This window comes from uncultured Algibacter sp., from assembly GCF_963976535.1.
In the GTDB taxonomy this organism is placed as follows: Bacteria; Bacteroidota; Bacteroidia; order Flavobacteriales; family Flavobacteriaceae; genus Algibacter_B.
On record NZ_CAXBLF010000038.1, the window covers coordinates 14,359 to 33,003 of the forward strand.

General features: G+C 32.3%; 14 protein-coding genes. 11 read left to right on the top strand and 3 right to left on the bottom strand.

All coding sequences use genetic code 11. From position 1 onward, the window contains the following. Positions 1 to 97 precede the first annotated feature (97 nt). The 4 genes from pfkA to AAC024_RS10875 all read left to right on the top strand — a co-directional run bounded on the left by pfkA (position 98) and on the right by AAC024_RS10875 (position 4,418). Positions 98 to 1,084 carry a 6-phosphofructokinase gene (gene pfkA / locus AAC024_RS10860; RefSeq protein ID WP_339895412.1) on the top strand — a complete coding sequence of 329 codons (987 nt, stop codon included), beginning with the start codon at positions 98 to 100 and terminating at the stop codon, positions 1,082 to 1,084. A 17-nt stretch (positions 1,085 to 1,101) separates the two neighbouring features. After that, positions 1,102 to 2,103 (top strand): type I glyceraldehyde-3-phosphate dehydrogenase, encoded by a 1,002-nt coding sequence (gene gap, locus AAC024_RS10865; RefSeq protein WP_339895413.1) that lies wholly within the window; start codon positions 1,102 to 1,104, stop codon positions 2,101 to 2,103. A gap of 208 nt (positions 2,104 to 2,311) precedes the next feature. Continuing rightward, entirely contained in the window at positions 2,312 to 3,172 is an 861-nt protein-coding gene (locus AAC024_RS10870) for an N-acetylglucosamine kinase (RefSeq protein WP_339895414.1), read from the top strand. Between the two features lie 19 nt (positions 3,173 to 3,191). Continuing rightward, complete coding sequence (locus AAC024_RS10875; protein ID WP_339895415.1) at positions 3,192 to 4,418, top strand: ATP-binding cassette domain-containing protein; 1,227 nt, start codon at positions 3,192 to 3,194, stop codon at positions 4,416 to 4,418. Positions 4,419 to 4,421: 3 nt separating this feature from the next. Here the strand turns inward: AAC024_RS10875 and AAC024_RS10880 are convergent, their stop codons facing one another. Beyond that, entirely contained in the window at positions 4,422 to 5,471 is a 1,050-nt protein-coding gene (locus AAC024_RS10880; protein ID WP_339895416.1) for a GMP reductase, read from the bottom strand. Between the two features lie 158 nt (positions 5,472 to 5,629). Here AAC024_RS10880 and AAC024_RS10885 point away from each other — a divergent pair, with 158 nt between their 5' ends. Next, the gene (locus AAC024_RS10885; RefSeq protein WP_339895417.1) at positions 5,630 to 7,012 is read left to right on the top strand and encodes an ATP-binding protein; all 1,383 of its coding nucleotides are present in this window, start codon (positions 5,630 to 5,632) and stop codon (positions 7,010 to 7,012) included. An 88-nt stretch (positions 7,013 to 7,100) separates the two neighbouring features. Here the strand turns inward: AAC024_RS10885 and AAC024_RS10890 are convergent, their stop codons facing one another. Next, entirely contained in the window at positions 7,101 to 7,481 is a 381-nt protein-coding gene (locus AAC024_RS10890) for a RidA family protein (RefSeq protein WP_339895418.1), read from the bottom strand. A gap of 130 nt (positions 7,482 to 7,611) precedes the next feature. Next, positions 7,612 to 10,377, bottom strand: a complete 2,766-nt coding sequence (locus AAC024_RS10895; RefSeq protein WP_339895419.1) for a putative LPS assembly protein LptD — start codon at positions 10,375 to 10,377, stop codon at positions 7,612 to 7,614. 314 nt (positions 10,378 to 10,691) lie between these two features. Here AAC024_RS10895 and AAC024_RS10900 point away from each other — a divergent pair, with 314 nt between their 5' ends. From AAC024_RS10900 to AAC024_RS10925, 6 genes are all read left to right on the top strand, one after another. Continuing rightward, on the top strand, positions 10,692 to 11,792 hold the full coding sequence (locus AAC024_RS10900; RefSeq protein WP_339895420.1) for an N-acetylmuramoyl-L-alanine amidase: 1,101 nt from the start codon (positions 10,692 to 10,694) through the stop codon (positions 11,790 to 11,792). A 51-nt stretch (positions 11,793 to 11,843) separates the two neighbouring features. Then, the gene (locus AAC024_RS10905) at positions 11,844 to 12,806 is read left to right on the top strand and encodes an MlaD family protein (protein WP_339895421.1); all 963 of its coding nucleotides are present in this window, start codon (positions 11,844 to 11,846) and stop codon (positions 12,804 to 12,806) included. A gap of 12 nt (positions 12,807 to 12,818) precedes the next feature. Further along, positions 12,819 to 14,132: a (Fe-S)-binding protein gene (locus tag AAC024_RS10910; RefSeq protein WP_339895422.1), complete on the top strand. Its 1,314-nt coding sequence runs from the start codon at positions 12,819 to 12,821 to the stop codon at positions 14,130 to 14,132. A gap of 168 nt (positions 14,133 to 14,300) precedes the next feature. Continuing rightward, positions 14,301 to 15,092, top strand: a complete 792-nt coding sequence (locus AAC024_RS10915) for a (Fe-S)-binding protein (protein ID WP_339895423.1) — start codon at positions 14,301 to 14,303, stop codon at positions 15,090 to 15,092. A gap of 23 nt (positions 15,093 to 15,115) precedes the next feature. Continuing rightward, positions 15,116 to 15,601 carry an ABC transporter ATPase gene (locus AAC024_RS10920; RefSeq protein WP_339895424.1) on the top strand — a complete coding sequence of 162 codons (486 nt, stop codon included), beginning with the start codon at positions 15,116 to 15,118 and terminating at the stop codon, positions 15,599 to 15,601. Between the two features lie 126 nt (positions 15,602 to 15,727). After that, on the top strand, positions 15,728 to 18,645 hold a 2,918-nt coding region (locus AAC024_RS10925; RefSeq protein WP_339895425.1), incomplete at its 3' end, for a glycoside hydrolase family 3 N-terminal domain-containing protein.

An 18,645-nucleotide genomic window follows, 5' to 3' on the forward strand; every position in this document is an offset into this window, starting at 1 on the left:
AAAACGTTATAGTTTTAAGAGTACTGGTAATTTACTGTAAATGCTATAGATATATGAGTTTTGTTTAGTAATTTTACCTTATTAAATATAGAAATTAATGTCGAAGGCGATAAAAAAAATAGCAGTTTTAACCTCTGGAGGTGATTCTCCAGGAATGAATGCAGCCATTCGTTCTGTAGTTAGAACATGTGCGTATCATAATATAGAATGCGTAGGTGTATACCGTGGATATGAAGGCTTGATAGAAGGCGATTTCAAACAAATGGATGCCCGAAGTGTAAGAGGAATAATAAATAAAGGAGGCACCATTTTAAAATCAGCACGATCTAAAGAATTTAGAACTAAAGAAGGAAGGCAAAAGGCTTTTGAGAAATTAGTACAAAATGAAATTGAAGGTTTAGTGGTTGTTGGTGGAGATGGATCGTTTACTGGAGCTATGATATTTAATGAGGAGTTTGGTTTTCCAGTTATGGGAATTCCAGGTACCATTGATAACGATATTGTCGGTACATCACATACACTTGGATTTGATACCGCTTTGAATACTGTGGTTGATGCTATTGATAAAATTCGAGATACAGCAAGTTCACATAACAGATTATTCTTTATTGAAGTTATGGGGCGCGATGTTGGTCATATAGCACTTAATGTTGGTATAGCAGGTGGAGCTGAAGAGATTTTAATACCAGAAGAAGATTTAGGTTTAGATAGATTGGTAGATTCATTAAATAAAAGTAGAACCTCTGGAAAAACATCTAGTATAGTTATTGTAGCTGAAGGCGATAAAATAGGAAAAAATATTTTTGAGCTTAAAGACTATGTTGACGAAAATATGGAAGGCTACGATGTAAGAGTATCAGTTCTTGGTCATATGCAACGAGGAGGAAGCCCTTCGTGTTTTGATCGTGTGCTGGCAAGTAGAATGGGCGTGAAAGCTGTAGAGTCTATGTTAGAAGGAAAAACAAACTTCATGGTAGGTTTGATAAGTGGTAATATGGAATTAACACCATTAGAAATGGCTATAAAAGGAAAAACAAAAATAAATTTAGAATTATTGCGTGTCTCAGATATCATGAGCATTTAACATTTATAAACAAGAATATGTCAAAATTAAAATTAGGAATTAACGGATTTGGTAGAATAGGTAGAATTGCTTTTAGAGTAGCAGCTTCAAGACCAGATATTGAAGTAGTAGGAATAAACGATTTGTTAGATGTAGATCATTTAGCTTATTTATTAAAGTTCGATTCTGTTCACGGGCAGTTTGATGGAACTATTTCAACCAACAACGGTAACTTAGTTGTTAACGGAAAAGAAATAAGAATTACTGCAGAGCGTAACCCTGAAGATTTAAAATGGGATGCCGTTGGAGCGGAGGTTGTTTTAGATTGTACAGGTATCTTTACAAGTATAGAAGGTGCTGGTAAGCACATTAAAGCTGGAGCTAAGAAGGTTGCTATTTCTGCACCATCTGCAGATGCGCCAATGTTTGTAATGGGAGTAAACCATAAAGACATTACTGCTGCTGATACTATTGTATCTAACGCGTCTTGTACAACTAACTGTTTAGCACCATTAGCTAAAGTAATTAACGATAAATTTGGGATTGCAGAAGGTTTAATGACAACTGTTCATGCGGCTACTGCAACACAATTTACAGTTGATGGACCATCTAGAAAAGATTACAGATTAGGTCGTGCATCTTTAAATAACATTGTACCAGCTTCAACTGGAGCAGCTAAAGCTGTTGGGAAAGTAATTCCTGAATTAAACGGAAAATTAACAGGTATGGCTTTCAGAGTACCTACTGTTGATGTATCTGTTGTAGATTTAACGTGTCGTTTAGAAAAAAGTGCCTCTTGGGATGAAGTTAAAGCGGCCTTAAAGGATGCTTCTGAAAATGAATTAAAAGGTGTTTTAGGCTATACTGAAGAAGGTGTAGTATCACAAGATTTCGTGTCTGAGCCAAGAACAAGTGTATTCGATGCTAACGCAAGTATGGCATTAAATGATAATTTTGTAAAATTAGTATCTTGGTATGATAATGAGTTTGGATATTCAACTAAATTAGTTGATTTAGCTCAACATATAGGTTCTATATAGTAAATTATTAATATATTTCCATAGCATTAATTTGTTGATTAATGCTATGGATTTTTTTTAGTGAAACTCTATTTTGATAAATTTATAAAATGAAATCAAAATAGAAAGTTGAACTAATCCCGATTATCATCGGGATCTTACTTTTTAATGTTTCGTTTTTTTTATTTAAAATTTACGTGATGTTATTAATCTTTTAACTCTATTACTTATGATTTTAATTGTTGATAGTGGTTCTACAAAATCAGATTGGTTAGCTGTAGATAATAACGGAAATAAATTATTGGAAAAGATTCGTACTAAAGGTCTTAACCCTGCAATTCTTGCAGAAAAAAAGCTAGTGAAAAGAATTAAAAAGAGTAATGATTTAAAGAATAATAGTGAGAAAGTAACTCACGTCTTTTTTTATGGTGCAGGATGCGGAACTGAAAATGCCAGAGAACTTTTAGTAACTGTTTTAAAAAGTATATTTATTAATGCACATATAGAAGTTAATGAAGATACTTTAGCTGCAGTATACTCTACTATAAATCACCCTAAAGAAGCAGCAGTTGTATGTATTTTGGGTACAGGTTCTAACTGTAGTTATTATGATGGAGAGGTGTTACATCAACGTGTAAAATCTCTAGGGTATTCACTAATGGATGATGCTTCAGGTAACTATTATGGCAAACAACTTATTAGAGATTATTATTTTAATCACATGCCAGAAAATGTAAAATTGGCTTTTGGTAGTAAGTATAATATGGATGCAGACTTCATTAAATACAATTTGTATAAGCAACCTAGTCCTAATGCATATTTAGCTAATTTTGCAGAGTTTATGTTTTTGCATAAAGATTCAGAGTACACCATAAACCTTATTAAAAAAGGTGTTAGATTATTTGCTAATAATATGATTATGCAGTTTAAAGAGGAACTAAAAACAGTTCCTGTTCATTTTGCAGGTTCTATAGCTTATTTTGCACAAAAAGAAATTAATGAAGTGGCAGACGAAATGGGCTTTAAAGTTGGTAATTTTGAACGCAGACCAATTGATGGCTTAGTGCCTTTTCATACAAAAGACTTATAATTTCTAGCAATAATATCTTGTGCTAAAGCATTTAGCAATATATATATCCAATCAAGAGAATAAAAATAGGCTCTTAAATAAAATTACTTCTGGAGAACTTATTAAAGAGTTATTCCATTTAAACGGAGGGGTTTTTTCTGAAATAGCTTTAAATAAGTTTATAGAAGAAGAAATGCGTCACGGACATTTTGATGTTCAAACCATAACCAAAAACAGCCTTATAAATTCGTCTGAAGGTGAACGTAAAAAGGCATTACTAAGCCATATTCTATCACAAAATCCTGATTATATCATATTAGATAATGTTTTTGATTCTCTTGATATAAAATCTCAATCAGAAATTAGAAATAAACTCATTCAATTAAGCGATGAATTACTGATAGTTCAAATTACAACTAGAAAACGAGATATTTTACCATTCATAAAAGAGCGGTTTGTTCTAAAAGACAGTAAGCTCTTGCGGTTAGATATTACTAAAAATTTCAAGAAAACCTCAGAGAATTTTATTGGGAACATCCCTAACCCCTATAAATTAAAAAATAAAAACTTTAACACTTTAGTAAAACTAAAAAATGTGAGTGTTAGCTATGGAGAAAGACCAATACTAAAGGATATTTCTTGGGAAATAAAGCCAAATGAATTTTGGCAACTAATTGGGCCTAATGGTTCAGGAAAGAGTACTATTTTAACACTGATTTCTGGAGACAATCCAAAAGGGTTTTTACAAGATATGACTCTATTTGGGATGAAAAAGGGTAGTGGAGAAACGGTTTGGGATATTAAAAAACATATTGGTTTCTTTTCATCCGAAATGTTACGTGGTTTTAAACGTTCAGATACTATCGAAAATATGATTATTTCGGGTTTTCTCGATTCAATTGGACTTTATAAATGCCCTACTGATGTTCAAATTGGTATAGCGCAAGAATGGTTACATGTATTAAATATGTTTCAGTTAAAAGATGAAAGTTTTCAGTCTTTATCAAACGGACATAAAAGACTGGTTTTAATTGCAAGAGCTATGGTAAAACATCCACCATTATTAATATTAGATGAGCCTACCAATGGGCTTGATGACAATGATTCAGAGTTATTATCAAAATTAATTAATAAAATTTCAGAAGAAACTAATACGGCTATTATTTATGTTTCGCATAGAAAAGAGTTGCATATAAGCCCCAATTATATCTATAAATTATTTCCAAATAAAACAGGTTCAATAGGTAAAATACTTAAAACCAATTAGCGCTTAAATACTTTTTTTAGTATAAACCGTATTCTCCTGTTCGGCAACCCTTATAAATGTAGTGCGTTTAGTCAATTCTTTTAATCTGGCAGCACCTACATAAGTACATGTGCTTCTTAATCCACCTAAAATATCTTGCAAAGTATTTTCAACTGTGCCTCGGTAAGGTACTTCAACTGTTTTTCCTTCACTAGCTCTATATTCAGCAACACCTCCAACATGTTTTTCCATGGCAATTGATGAACTCATACCATAAAAGTGTTTATAAGATTTACCGTTTTTCGTAGTCAATTCTCCTCCACTTTCATCATGTCCAGCTAGCATGCCTCCTAACATTACAAAATCGGCTCCAGCACCAAATGCTTTTGCGATGTCTCCCGGAGTTGCACAACCACCATCACTAATAATCTGCCCACCTAAACCATGTGCAGCATCTGCACATTCAATAATTGCAGATAGTTGAGGATAACCAACTCCGGTTTTTATACGCGTAGTACAAACGGACCCTGGTCCAATACCAACTTTAATTATGTCCGCACCAGAAAGTAATAACTCTTCAACCATTTCACCAGTAACCACATTGCCAGCAATAATTACTTTTTCTGGATATTGTTTTCTAGTTTGCTTTACAAATTCAGCAAAATACTCTGAATACCCATTGGCAACATCTATACAAATGAATTTTAATTTTGGATTTAATTTAATTATTTCTGCAAGCTTTATTGCGTCATGTTCGCTAATACCAATGCTTACAGCAATATAATCTTCAATACCTTTTGGAGAATTTTTAAGAAACTTACACCATTCAGCAATAGAATAATGCTTGTGTATGGCAGTAAAAAGTTTGTTCCTTGATAATGCTTTTGCCATTTCAAAAGTGCCAACGGTGTCCATATTTGCTGCTATAATTGGAACACCTTCCCATGTTAATGAGCTGTGTAAAAATTTAAAATTACGATCTAAGTTGACATCTGATCTGCTTTTTAAGGTTGACCGTTTTGGACGTATCATAACGTCCTTAAACCCTAATTTTATATCGTATTCAATACGCATTTTTATGATATGTTTTAGTTCTTATTAGAATTTTAAATTCATAATAAATATAAGACTTAATACCCATAATACTTTTGTTAATTAATATAATTATAGATATGTTTGTTAAAAAGCATCTTTTAATGAAGATTTTCCCTAAATCTATTAAACACATAAAAATGAAAAAGAAATTATCCTTTTTCATTTTTATTTCTATAGCGGCTATATTACTTATTGGATACTTTTTTCTAGAAAAAAAAATATACGCCCAAAGTGCTGCTATTTTCTTGTTCATATTGGCTATTATTCAAGTGCTAGCTTTACAATTTTTTTTAAAGAACCAGTTGAAAAATGAGGTTGTTAAAACCAATTTAAAACTAAGAATAGATGAGCTGAAGGAGAGTTTAGAAATTGCTGAAGAATTGGTAAACCATAAATCTATTTATTTAGAGAACATGAGTTATGAAGTGCGTACACCACTAAATACGGTTTTAGGGATGTTGAATATGCTAAAACAAACGGACTTAAATAGTGATCAAATAGCTCAAGTTGAAATCGCTGAATACTCTTCAAAACACTTATTACAGTTGGTTAATATGGTAACTGATAATGTTAAAGTTAATGAAGGAAAGCTAGAATTGAACTTAAAAACAGTCGATTTAAAAACCAATTTATCTAAGCTTTTTAAAGTCTTTGAATATCAAGCTTGGGAAAAAGGCTTGGAATTTGAGTACAAATTTATATCTGAAGACAAAGGCAAATTCTTGGTATTAGGCGACTCTTCCAGAATTCAGCAGGTATTAATTAATTTGATAAATAATGCTATAAAATTCACTAATACTGGAAAAATATCGATTATTGTAGATCAATCTGTTGGTATTGATAACGACCAATTCATCACCTTTTATATCAAGGATACTGGAATAGGAATGAAACCAGAAGATGCCAAACGTATTTTTAAAAACCCTCAAGGCGTTTATAATAATTCTATAAAGAAAGATTATAGAGGAAGTGGCATGGGGCTTTCAATTTCCCATAATCTAGTAGAACTCATGGGAGGCGAACTTAAATTAGAAAGTAAAGAAAATGAAGGCTCTACATTCTATTTTAGTTTACAGTTAAAAAAGACATTAAAGATTAAACCTGTTGAAGAAGTTCAACAACCTATTTTATCTGATAAGTTTAGTGTTTTAGTTGCTGAAGATAACAGGATGAATCAAAAAGTAATAAAGTTTCTTTTAGAGAAACAAGGAGTAGACTGTACGTTTGTAAAAAATGGATTAGAAGCTGTAGAACTTTATAAAATATTAGATTTTGATATGATTTTTATGGATATATACATGCCAGATATGGATGGATATGAAGCTACAAAATTTATTAAGGAAACTGATAAATATACAAACAATAAAACACCTATTATTGCGGTTTCAGCTAGTGCGTTTGAGAAGGATATTGAAAAAGCAAAACATGCTGGTATCGATGATTTCTTAGCAAAACCAATTGAGGTTGCAAAATTAAAAAAGTTATTAATGAAATTCGCTAAAACGAACACTTCTGCTTAGTGGTTATGTAATGCTATTTCAACTTTTATTTGACATTAAAATATAGATTTTCGGTTTTGAATTTATTTGTAGTGATATCGAACTCGCTTTATTTTATAGCAATCACACTAATTTCAACATTAACATTTTTTGGTAATCTTGCTACTTGTACGGTTTCTCTAGCGGGCGCATTAGCATCATCAAAATAGCTGCCATAAACTTCATTTATTAATCCAAAATCATCCATATTACTAATAAAAATAGATGATTTGATAACATGCTCAAAAGTCATACTTGCTGCTTCTAATACTGCTTTTAAGTTTTGCATAACTTGCTTTGTTTCTGTTTTTATATCGTCTAAAACAAGCGTATTTGTTTCAGGGTTAATAGCAATTTGACCCGATGTAAATAAGGTATTTCCTGTTAAGATGGCTTGATTGTATGGTCCAATAGGAGCCGGAGCATTTTTGGTAGTGATTACTGTTTTCATAATATAATAGTTATTTATCATTTCCGCGAAATCGTAAGATTCATGAATTCATTATTACAAAATAATGAATAAAGCGAAAACCTCTAATTTTAATTTATGGTATAAGAATCGTTATATTTTTAGTCGATTTTTAGAATTGAATATCTGGCTGTCTACGCTTCTCATATTTAAGATCTTGTAAAATACTAGATTTTATACCTATAAAGAAATTCCATGAGCTTCTAGAGCTAAATGGAATCCAAGAAAAATTCATTCGCCAACTTAATAAATCGCGTTCAAAACGTAATTGTGTATATGTAAAACCTGCGTTTTTTAAATCGTATCCAGAAGAGGCTCCTATAGACCATTTGGGTGATAGTTCTAAATCTCCAGAAAACATAAGAGAGTGTGATGAAATTTCATTTTGGCGCCTACTATTTGAATAATTTACGGCATAAGCAATTCTTAAATTCCACGGTATTGTATAATGGTATAGGTCACTTGGAGTTTCATTTTCAGATTCGTTAGTTTTACTAAATTGTGGATTTGAAAAATCTTCCGAAATACCAAACAAATCATCTGCTCGACCGCCACTACGCACATTTTCATTAATACCTTTATCTTTTTTATTACTCTTATCATCAGCTTTTTTGCTGGCCAAAGTCCAACTAGCATTTAAACTAGCGCTGGATAATCTAAACAGGCTTCCACCGTTATCTATATTAAATTTATCTATTCTTCTATTGTTATTATCTAAAGCATAAGGATCTAGGGTGGCATTAAAATTAATGCTCATTTTATTTTTAAATAATTGGGTACTTCCACTCATTCTAACGGGACTCCATTTTAAAGAATCTCCTGCAAAATTATAGGATGTAGAAAAGTTTAAATTGTTTAATAAAATAATTTTTTTAGGCTCTGTGGCAGTACTATCTCTATCTCTTACTTTAGCTTCAAGGTTATTGGAAACAGAAAGCCCCATAGAACTAGAAAAGTTTTTATTTGGAGTACCAAAAATACCACCTTCAAATCGGCTATATTCTATAAGGTCTCTTGTGGTAGTACCATCAGCATCAACAATTTCATCGCCTTCATAAGTATCATAGTATTTATCAAAAGCAGGATTAATATTGTAGCTAATAGAAGGTCTGATAATATGCCGTATGGCCTTTATTTTTTTGTCTTGCCCCTCTTTTTCAAAATTAAACATACCGTAAATGGTGGTCCCTATACTGGTGCTAAAATTATACGTTCTAAAGGCGTCAAAACCATTAATATCTGTTGTAATCGTTTCATTTGTTGTGGTGTCAAAACTTCTGTCTATCGTTTTAAAAGTCCAGACTTCATTAAAATTAGTACTGGCACTAGCACTAAAATATTTAAATAACTTGAAGTTTGTAGTAAGTGGAATAGAATGCTGAAAACCAGCTTTGGCATCATCAAACATTTCTTTTTTAAAGAATAGTGAATCGGTAGTTTGTATTCTATTTTCTGCCCGAAGGTTATATTGAAAATTAACGTTTTGAATAATTCCTTTTTTAGAACTAGTTTTGGAAGCAAAGGGATACATTCTGCTTAAACTTCCTTGAAATGTTGGAAGCGTTAAGTTTATAGTTTCAGTATTTGTGTTTTGCGTATGTGTTGCAGTAAGACTAAAATTAACTTGGGGTTCGCCTTGAAAAGACTTTGAATAAGAAACCGAAGAAGATAATGTGTTATTTAAAAATGCTCCAGAATTTACTTGATTAACAGATTGTCTGAAATAAGTGCTACTACCTAAATTTACCGAAGCTGAAAAACGAGAGCTAGGATTAGCTTTTGAATCTTGACTGTGCGACCACCTGAAGTTATATATGGTGCTTTTTGCATAATCTGGAAAACCACGTTCACTTGAAATTAAATTTTCATATCTAAAACCAATATTACCTCTAAATCTGTAGCGTTTTGAATACGTGGTTTCCGTACGAATACCATAACTTCCATTAGTATAATAATCTCCTAATACTGCTAAATCTAAAAAATCACTTATAGCGAAATAATAACCTCCATTTTGCAGGAAATAACCTCGATCATTTTGTTCTCCAAAAGATGGTATGATGACACCAGAGGTTTGTGTCTCGCTTTGCGGAAAGAAACCAAAAGGTAATCCTAAAGGTGTTGGTACATTATAAATAAAAAGATTAGCCAAACCTGTTACAATTTTTTTACCAGGTACAATTTTTGCTTTTCTTAATTTTATGTAATATTCTGGATCATCTAGATTATCTGAAGTGGTATATTTTGCATCTTTTACAAAGTAAACAGAATCGTTCTCTTTTTTTGTGGTTTCAGATATTACGGTCCCTTCACCTTGTTCTGTTTTAGAATTATAGATAAGCGCTTTTTGTGATTCTGTGTTAAAAACAATGGAGTCTGGTTCTATGACATTGCTACCTTGCGTAAAAACAGGCTTTTGTGTATAACCACTCACAGTATCTGTAATACCTCTGGCGTAAACGGTATTTTTATTATAATCTATAGTTATATTTCCTGCAGTAATATTCATATCGCCATAGTCAATTTTGGCTTCATTATATAAATACAATTTTTGCTTTTTTTGACTAAACCTTGTGTAATCTTTAGCGTGGTACTTGACAATGGTTTCTAAAAGCTCTTTTTTAGGCTTTATAGAATCTTTTGTAATAGTATCTTGAGTTTTTTCAGAAGGTGCAGAAATTTGAAGACTATCTATTTTTGCAACTAAGCTATCCTTGGTGCTTCTATTAATAATTTTTCCATTCTTTGGAATATCTTGAGAGTAGCTTAACGTGTTAATAAACACTGTAAAACTTAATGCAAAAAGTATTTTAAAGTTGTTTGTACGCAACGCTTTTAAATGTATTTTTGTAAAAGTATGGCTCGGTTTTTGAAAAGTCAAAATTACATATATTTTTCTCGGATTAATTTATTATTCAGGTAAATATTTAAAATTAAAATAAACCGAGTTTTTTGGTCGTTAAAACCTTATAAAACTTCTCTGAGTACATGACAAAAATTGATAATATATCGGATGTCAATCTGAGCGCAGTCGAAGACATTGGAAATATCGTATTCAAAAGCATTTCGACTGCGCTCAATGTGACACTTTTATATTTTTGTCATATACTAAAAAAACTTCTACTAAATTTGTATCAAAAATGATGCCTTGGGTTGATTTATTTTGCAATCGATTAAAAAAATAGTAATTACCACATGAGAACGCAAAACATTTTACTTTTCTTATCTTTTATAATAGTATTAACATATTCTTCATTTATTGATAATGATGAAAATGATTTGCAAGACAAGTTTGTTGTTGTTTTAGATGCCGGCCATGGAGGCAAAGATCCTGGGAATTTAGGAAATGGCTATCGAGAAAAAGATATTGCTTTAAAAATTGTTTTGGCTGTTGGGGCAGCCCTTGATAAATACCCAAATATTAAAGTGGTTTATACACGTAAAACAGATGTGTTTATAGATTTATTTGTTAGAGGAAAAATAGCCAATAAAGAAAAAGCAGATTTATTTGTTTCTATTCATTGTGATTCTCATACTTCTCAGGCATACGGTGCTGGAACCTTTGTTTTAGGAACTCACAGAAATAAAACTAATTTTGAAGTAGCCAAAAAAGAAAACTCAGTAATTTTCATGGAGGATGACTATGAAAAAAATTATGCTGGATTCGATCCTAATTCTCCAGAATCTGTCATGAGTATTCTATTGAGTCAAGAGGAATATCTCGATCAAAGCATTCAATTGGCTAGTTTAATTCAAAAAAGCTTTACGAGTAAGTTAAATCGAAAAAATAGAAAAGTAAAGCAAGCTGGTTTTATAGTTTTACATCAAACGGTGATGCCTAGTGTATTAGTCGAACTAGGTTTTTTAACTAATAAAAAAGAAGGTGCTTACCTGAATTCTAAAAAAGGGCAACAACAAATGTCTACCGCTATAAAAGATGCCATTCTAGAATATAAAGCCAGTATTGATAAAAATGTTAGTGATTATAATGTCATTGAAAATGTTAATGAACCAATAAATCAATTTTCAGATAATATAATATTCAAAATTCAAATCGCAGCAAGTTCAAAAGCACTAGAAACAAAATCTTATAACTTTAAGGGTTTAAACGCTATTTCAAGATTAAAAGAAGGGCGTTTATACAAGTATTTTTACGGCAGCACTTCTGATTACGAGCAAACTAAGGTACTCGAACATGAAGCAAGAAGCAAAGGCTATAATTCAAGTTTTATTGTAGCATTTAAAGATGGAAAAAAGATTGCTTTAATTGATGCTTTAAAATCAACAACTAATTAAAGGTTTTCTTCTTATATTTATATTAAATTTGTTTCTCTAAAGAAATTCAGTTTGAAAATATCAAAAGAAGTTAAAACAGGCATATTAGTACTATTAGGCATCATCCTCTTTATTTTTGGGTTCAATTACCTTAAAGGTCAAAATCTTCTAGATTCTTCTCGTGTATTTTATACAACTTATAATAATGTTGAAGGCTTAGTGTCATCTACGCCGGTAACCATAAACGGATTGTCTGTAGGTAAGGTTGTTAATATTGCTTTTAAAGGAGATGGATCAGGGAAACTACAAATTAAACTTTTAGTAGATAGTGAATTTGAATTTTCAAAAAACAGCAAAGCTGAATTATACGAAACAGGTTTAATAGGAGGAAAGGCCATAGCTATTGTTCCCGCTTTTGACGGCGCAGAAATCGCTAAAGAAAATGATATTCTTGAAGGTACTGTTAAAGCAGGATTGACAGATTTAGTAAATCAGCGTTTAACGCCATTGCAAGAAAAAATAGAAGTGATGATGGTGGATGCAGATGTATTGCTAAATAACTTAAATGATGTTTTTGATGATAAAACAAAAGCAAACCTTAGAGCAAGCGTAGCTGGTTTAAATGATGTTATTCAGAATTTTAAAACCACTTCAAATTCGCTTAATACCTTGATGGCAAATAATGAAGAAAAGTTAAATAATACCTTAACAAATGTGGATAAAATTTCTTCAAACTTATCAAAAACGACTGAAGATCTTGCCAACGCAGATTTAAAGAAAACTATTACGAGTCTAGAAGCTACAATCTCAAATTTTAAAAGTATCAGCGAAAAAATTGAAAATGGAGAAGGCTCAATAGGTAAGCTATTAAAAGACGAAGGGCTTTATAATAATATTGAAGGGGCAAGTTTACAATTAGAACAATTACTTGAAGATATGAAGCTAAACCCTAAGCGTTATGTACATTTTTCTTTATTCGGAAAAAAACCGAAACAATATGACGCTGATGGTAACGAAATTAAAAACAACAATTAATCTGGTTTTTATATGAACTACTTGCCAAATATACTTTTTGCAATCCTATTGGTTCTTGGTCTTGGCTTTTTTGCTAAAAATGTAAAAAAACTAATCCGTAATATTAAGTTGGGTCAAAATGTTGATGTTAGTGATAACAAATCACAACGTTGGAAAAACATGGCGATGATAGCTTTAGGGCAAAGTAAAATAGTGCGTCGTCCAATTTCAGGATTCTTGCATGTTATCGTTTACTTAGGTTTTATCATTATTAATATTGAAGTCCTTGAAATTATAATTGATGGTATATTTGGTACACATAGAATTGGTTTGAAAATCTTACCACAATCCGTTTACGGGTTTTTAATTGGTGCTTTCGAGGTTCTTGCAGTTTTAGTATTTGTATCTGTAATTATATTTTGGATTCGTAGAAATATATTAAAGTTAGCACGTTTCTGGAAAAGTGAAATGACAAGTTGGCCAAAAAATGATGCTAATTTCATCCTGTATTTTGAAATGGTATTGATGACCTTGTTTTTGGTTATGAATGCTACCGACTTGAATTTTCAAGCTATGGAATCTGGAAATATCATTAGTCAATTTATCGCACCGTGGTTTTCAGGATTATCAGAAGGGACATTACACTTTATTGAAAGAGGTGCGTGGTGGGTGCACATTGTGGGCATATTAATATTTCTGAATTACTTATACTTTTCTAAACACCTTCATATTTTATTGGCGTTTCCAAACACCTATTTTGGGAATTTAAAACCAAAAGGGCAGTTTAATAACTTGGAGGCAGTTACTAATGAGGTGAAAATGATGATGGATCCTAACATCGATCCGTTTGCTGCAACACCAGAAGGGACTGAAGAAGAAGCACCAGCAAAGTTTGGAGCCAGCGATGTACAAGATTTAAATTGGGTACAATTATTAAACGCTTATACCTGTACTGAGTGTGGACGATGCACTAGCGAATGTCCTGCAAACCAAACAGGTAAAAAATTGTCGCCTCGTAAAATCATGATGGATACCAGAGACCGTTTGGAAGAAGTCGGTAAAAATATTGATGAAAATAAAGGAGAATTTAAAGATGATGGTAAGCAATTACTAGATGATTATATCACTAAAGAAGAGCTTTGGGCGTGTACAACTTGCAACGCATGCGTAGAAGCGTGTCCTGTAAGTATAGATCCGTTATCCATTATTCTAGAAATGCGTCGCTATTTGGTTATGGAACAGTCCGCTGCTCCAGTAGAATTAAATAACATGATGACCAATATAGAAAACAATGGTGCACCATGGCCATACAATCAAATGGACAGATTAAATTGGAAAAACGAATAATTAAATAATTTGGGCGTTACCCGAAAAGGGTCGGGCTTTCGGCAGTCGCTTCCCGATGAAAAATCGTGAGAGCTCCAACAAATGCCTCAATCCCTAACGCAAACCCTAACTTATAACGACCTTCCTGCGAGGTTTTAAAAACCTTGTAGGTATTAAACTTTTAAAACAATGAGCGAATTACTAAAAGTACCAACCATGGCAGAATTCATGGCTCAAGGAAAACAACCCGAAGTATTATTCTGGGTAGGTTGTGCTGGAAGTTTTGATGATAGAGCTAAAAAAATAACCAAAGCATTTGTTAAACTTTTAAACAAAGCTAATGTTGAATTTGCAGTTTTAGGTACTGAAGAAAGCTGTACAGGCGATCCTGCAAAACGTGCAGGAAACGAATTTTTATTTCAAATGCAAGCTGTTACAAACATAGAAGTTTTAAATGCTTATGAAATTAAAAAGATTGTTACGGCATGTCCACATTGTTTTAATACCATCAAAAATGAATATCCTGAGTTAGGTGGAAACTATGAAGTGATGCATCACACACAGTTTTTAAAAACACTCCTCGATGAAGGAAGATTGACCATTGAAGGCGGAAAATATAAAGGAAAACGTATCACATTTCATGATCCTTGTTATCTGGGGCGTGCAAACAGTGTTTATGAAGCACCTAGAGATTTAATAAGGAAGTTAGAAGCCGAATTAATTGAAATGAAAAACTGTAAACGCAACGGATTATGTTGTGGAGCAGGAGGCGCACAAATGTTTAAAGATGCAGAAAAAGGTGATAAAGAGGTTAATGTGGAGCGTACCGAACAAGCACTTGAGGTACAACCAGAAATTATAGCCGCAGGATGTCCATTCTGTAACACCATGATGACAGACGGAGTAAAAGCCAAAGAAAAAGAAAGTGACGTTACTGTTATGGATATTGCCGAACTTATTGCTAATGCACAGGATTTGTAAATCGTAAATCGTAATTTAAAAAAATGCTAGTAGAATTTAATACATTACCAGAAGAATCTCGAGTTTGGATTTACCAAGCAAATCGTTCGTTTTCAGATGATGAACTTAAAGACATTCAAGCCAAATTAGATATTTTTATTGAAAACTGGGCTGCTCATGGTAGCGATTTACAAGCAGGTTACACAATAAAATATAAACGTTTTATAGTTTTAGGGTTAAACCAAAACTTAAATGCTGCTACAGGATGTTCTATAGATGCGTCAGTTAATTTTATTCAACAATTAGAGAAAGATTACAATGTTGATTTAATGGATAAGATGAATGTATCTTACAAACAAGGGGAATATGTCGCTTACAAAACACTTACCGATTTCAAAAAAATGGCAAAAGATAGAGCGGTTTCTAAAAACACCATTGTTTTCAATAACTTAGTCAACACTATTGCTGAGTTTAAAGAAAATTGGGAAGTTCCAGCAAGTGAAAGCTGGCACAGTCGTTTTTTAAAGTAGAAACTGTTCACAAACTTCTTTATAAATCTATCTTAAAGTCTTTTCATCTTCTTCTTAAAAGTATTAATTTGGCACGATTATTAGTATTTAATGTTATTACTAGTAATTCCCCTTAATAAATCTTTCATGCGTCGAATCTATATTATACTAATTACTTTTTTATTTGTATTTCCAGTAGTTGGTCAAACCACAAAGAACCCGTTATTAACAAGTGATTATGAAGCTCAAAAAAAATGGGTAGATAGTCTTTATAATGCTATGACTTTGGCTGAAAAAGTGGGGCAGTTATATATGGTTCAAGTCATGTCTAATCAAGATCAAGCGACTAAAAACAAAATCGTTAAAATCATAAAAGACCATCATATAGGTGGTATTATATATTCTAATGGAGGCCCTTTAAGACAAGCAAGGTTAAATAATGAATTACAATCATTTTCAAAAATTCCAATGCTTATAGGAATGGATGCAGAATGGGGTTTAAGCATGCGTTTAGATTCAACTTATGCATTTCCATGGAATATGACACTTGGTGCCATAAAGGACAATAAATTAGTTGAACAAACAGGAAGGCAAATAGGCGAGCACAGTAAGCGATTAGGTGTTCATTTTAATTTTGCACCAGTTGTAGATATCAATACAAATCCAAAAAACCCAATAATTGGGAATAGGTCTTTTGGGGAAGACAGAGATAACGTTACTGAAAAAAGTTTAGCGTTTATGAAAGGGATGCAAGATGCTGGTGTTTTGGCTAGTGCAAAACATTTCCCTGGTCATGGCGATACCGATCAAGATTCGCATCATACACTTCCTACCATAAGTTTTAGCGAAAAACGTATTGATTCGATTGAACTTTATCCATACAAAAAATTGATTAAAGAAGGGCTTTCAAGTGTGATGGTTGCGCATTTAAATGTACCTAGCTTAGAAACTCGAGAGGGCTATCCTTCTTCGTTATCAAAACATATTGTTACTGATATTTTAAAAGCGAAGTTAGGCTTTAAAGGACTCATTTTTACGGATGCATTAACCATGAAAGGCGCAGCCGATTTTAGCGAAACAGGCGATATTGATTTGGCTGCTTTCAAAGCTGGTAACGATGTTATGCTCATGTCTGTGGATGTTGGAATAGGAGTTTCTAAAATTATTGAGGCTTATAATGCAGGCGAGATTAGCGAATCGCGTTTAGAACATTCCGTTAAAAAAATTCTTCAAGCAAAATATAAAGTAGGTCTGCATCATTATGAACCTATTGGACTTTATAATTTATCAAAGGATTTAAATAGACTAAAAGATGATATTTTATATGAGGAATTGCTTGAAAATGCAATTACTATTGTGAAAAATGATAAAGATTTATTACCGCTTAGGCGATTAGAAACTAAAAGTATTGCTTATGTAAAATTAGGTGATGATTCTGGTTCTGCTTTTTATAATGAATTAAAAAAATATGCCAAAGTACATGCTATTGAGTCAGATAATCTTTATTCTCTGATAGCTAAACTTAAACCTTATAACACCGTTATAATCGGTTTTCATCGGTCTAATGATAATCCTTGGGAAAGTTATAAATTCAGTAATAAAGAATTGGTTTGGTTGCATGAAATTGCGCAAAAACATACCGTTATTATTGATGCTTTTGTAAAACCTTATGCACTCTCCAGATTAAAAACATTAGAAAATATTGAAAGCATAATTATGAGCTATCAAAACAGTGAGATTGCTCAACGAAAATCGGCACAACTTATTTTTGGCGCTATTCCCTCAAAAGGAAGATTGCCAGTTTCTATAGGAAATTATTTTAAAGTAGGTGATGGTATTCAAAATAATGAACTTAAACGTTTAGGCTATTCTATACCAGAACGTGTTGGTATGAATTCTGAAAAATTAAAACGCATAGATTCTGTAGCTCAGTTTGCGGTAGATTCTATGATGACACCAGGAATACAATTGTTAGTTGCTAGAAAAGGAAAAGTCATTTATAATAAGAATTTTGGTAAACACACCTACAAAGGAAAAGAAAAAGTGGCTTTTGATGATATTTATGATGTCGCATCACTAACAAAAATTTTATCAACGTTACCTTTATTAATGGAGCTTGAAGAACAAGGCATAGTGTCTTTAAACACAAAACTACCAACAATTTTACCAGAATATAAAGACTCTAATAAAGCACATGTTACCTTAAAAAGTATGTTGTCTCATTATGCACGTTTAAGACCATGGGAACCTTTTTATTATCACACTTTAGATACCATTACTAAACGACCAAGTAGAAAATATTATAGATATAAACGTAGTGATAAATTTAATGTTGAAGTATCTAAAAACTTGTTTTTAAGAACTGATTATCAAGATTCCCTACCAGAAATTATAAAGAATTCTGAGTTGCTAGAACTTCAAAGATACCGCTACAGCGATTTTCCTTATTACATTTTAAAGAAATTTATTGAACAACATTACGACAGAACCCTAGATGAATTGGCACAGTCGCATTTTTATGAATCTCTAGGTGCAAATTATACCTTGTATAATCCATACTATAAAATTAGTAGTAAAAAAATTATTCCTACGGAGATTGATGATTATTACCGATATCAAAAAGTACATGGTTACGTGCACGATATGGGGGCAGCAATGCAAAATGGTGTTGGCGGACATGCAGGCGTATTTAGTAATGCTAACGATGTGGCAAAAATTATGCAGATGTATTTGCAGAAAGGCTATTATGGCGGCAAACGATATTTGAAACCAGAAACTATTGATAAGTTTAATACCTGTTATTACTGTGATGATAATAATAGAAGAGGTATAGGGTTTGATAAACCACAATTAGGTGATGAGGGACCAACTTGTGGGTGTATATCCATGACAAGCTTTGGGCATTCTGGGTTTACAGGAACGTACACATGGGCAGACCCTGAAGAAGAAATTGTATATGTGTTTTTAGCCAATAGAACCTATCCGAATGCGGGAAAGAATTTATTGCTTAGAGAAAATATTAGAACAGAAATACAGCGCTTAATTTACGAAGCGATAGAAGATTA